Annotated in this window: 2 protein-coding genes and 1 pseudogene; 2 read left to right on the top strand and 1 reads right to left on the bottom strand. The window is 65.4% G+C overall.

The window, feature by feature from the left end; genetic code table 11:
- Positions 1-191 (bottom strand): annotated as a pseudogene (locus tag CWO89_RS43515) (hypothetical protein); the annotation flags it as partial.
- Between the two features lie 189 nt (positions 192-380).
- Between CWO89_RS43515 and CWO89_RS43510 the strand changes: the two are divergent.
- Both CWO89_RS43510 and CWO89_RS43505 read left to right on the top strand, forming a co-directional pair.
- Complete coding sequence (locus CWO89_RS43510) at positions 381-656, top strand: PsiF family protein (RefSeq protein WP_130584307.1); 276 nt, start codon at positions 381-383, stop codon at positions 654-656.
- 110 nt (positions 657-766) lie between these two features.
- The gene (locus tag CWO89_RS43505) at positions 767-1,831 is read left to right on the top strand and encodes an AbrB family transcriptional regulator (protein WP_130584308.1); all 1,065 of its coding nucleotides are present in this window, start codon (positions 767-769) and stop codon (positions 1,829-1,831) included.
- Positions 1,832-2,064: the final 233 nt, after the last annotated feature.

Raw genomic sequence — 2,064 nt, 5'->3', positions numbered from 1 at the left:
GTTGCGTTCGCGCCGCACTCGGCCTTGCGGAAGTCGTTCCACTTCTGGCCACCGAGTGTTCCGGCTGCCTTGGCCGCCTGGTACTTGGCGCTGCATTCCTGCGCGGTCAGGGCCTCAGCCGGCGCCGACATCACGAATGCGGCGAGACCCGAGGCCGCCATCGCACAAAGCAGTTTGGCTCGAATTGTCATGGTTGTTCTCCCTTTCCGTCAAACCTCAGCGCGTTGACGAGGGCCGCATCCTAACGCAACCGGAACTTGCGACAACGCATTGGCGAACCGCCCCGTCAAAATATTGTGGCGACCGACACGGGCGATATTCATCGGCGGTTCAGCATCGGGCGACGACGGTTTCACATCCAATCATTCGAGGTGTGCCTCATGCCGAAGTTTTCCTCCCTCGCCACCACAACCGCCCTCGCCGCGTTCCTGCTGACGGGCACCGCCTTTGCGCAAACCACTGCGCCCGCGCCGAAGGACACCGCCAAGACCGAGACCAAGGCGCCGCCGTCACCGGACGAGAAGAAGGCACGCAGCGCCGCCTCGCTGGAATGCTCCAAGCAGGCCGATGCGAAAAGCCTGCACGGCAAGGAGCGCAAGAAATTCCGCCGCGAATGCCTGAAGGAAGCCGCCGACAAGAGCGCGGGCGCGAAGTAAGGGCGGCACCCGGCCTCCAAAAATCCGGCGCATTGCTGCAATCGCGAGATGCATTTGTCGCGGGCCTGCGGATTTGGCATAACGCCATCGTGAACCTGCTCCCCGCATCGATGGCGCTTGCCATTCCCAGCCGCGCGAACATCCTCAATACGACCGAGACGCTCGTCATCGGCGCCGCGGGCGGCCTGCTGTTTTTGTGGGCGAACCTGCCAGGCGGGCTGATTTCCGGCGCGATGATCGCGGTCGGCATCGCCGCGCTCGCCGGCCGGCCGCTCACCGTGCCGCCGGTGGTGACCCAGACCGTGCTGATCCTGCTCGGCATCTCGCTGGGCTCCCTGGTGTCGCGGCAACTGATCCAGCATGTGAGCGCCTATCCGCTCACCATCGCGCTGCTGGCGCTCGCCACCGTCTGCTCGATCTTCGGCAGCAGCTACTATCTGCAGCGCGTGCATGGCTGGGACCAGACCTCGGCCTTCCTCGCCGGCAGCCCCGGCGCGCTGTCTCAGATCACGATGCTCGCGATCGAAAAGAATGCCGATGTCGCCGCGATCGCCGTGGTGCAGACCATGCGCGTGATCATCCTGACCGCCGCTTTGCCACTGATGCTGGCGATGCTCGGAATAGCGCCAGCGGCGCCGCCGACCATCGCCTCCGCCAGCGCCTCGCCGCTCGAGCTCGCGGCGCTGATCGCGGCCTCCATCGGCGCGGCGCTCGTGCTGCGCTGGGCGAAATTTCCGGCAAGCTGGATGTTCGGCGCCATGCTCGCCTCCAGCCTGCTGCACGGGATCGGCGCGATCGAGGGCGGCCTGCCGCCCTGGGTGCGCGGCGTCGCGCTGGTCGGCATCGGCGCCCTGATCGGGTCGCGCTTTGCACGGATGAAGCTCTCGACCTTGCGCAGCCATATCAATGCCGGGCTCGGCTCGTTCGCGGTCGCGATCGTGATCTCCGCGATCTTCGTTGCCGCGATCACGCTGACTACGCAGGTCCATCTCTCCGACGTCGTCGTCGCCTTTGCCCCCGGCGCGATGGACGCCATGCTGGCGCTGGCGCTGACGTTGCACATCGACCCGATCTTCGTCGGCGCCCACCACCTCTCGCGCTTCGTGTTCGTGACGCTGGCAACACCCGGCATCGTGCACCTGTTCGGCCGCCCGCAGGAAGACGTGGACGATTAAGCGGACGCGTCTCACTCGTCATTGCGAGCGGAGCGAAGCAATCCATGCCTCCGCAAGCGGCGCGATGGATTGCTTCGCTGCGCTCGCAATGACGGGGATGGGGCTCTCATTTGAATTTCAAACAGCATGAGGATGTGAATCTGCGTTCTCGCGGCGCGTTACGCCCGAGCTTTGCGTCACTTTCCACCCTCCTCGAATACGGAGGGCGCAGGGAAAGCCGGGTGCCGGTTGCA

The organism is Bradyrhizobium sp. Leo170, from assembly GCF_004296405.1.
Classification (GTDB): domain Bacteria; phylum Pseudomonadota; class Alphaproteobacteria; order Rhizobiales; family Xanthobacteraceae; genus Bradyrhizobium.
Note: the sequence above shows the minus strand (reverse complement) of the source record. Positions and strands in the feature narration are given on the sequence as shown.

Coding starts and splice junctions, on each gene's coding strand:
- CWO89_RS43510 (WP_130584307.1), top strand. CDS start 381: ATGCCGAAGTTTTCCTCCCTCGCCACCACAACCGCCCTCGCCGCGTTC.
- CWO89_RS43505 (WP_130584308.1), top strand. CDS start 767: ATGGCGCTTGCCATTCCCAGCCGCGCGAACATCCTCAATACGACCGAG.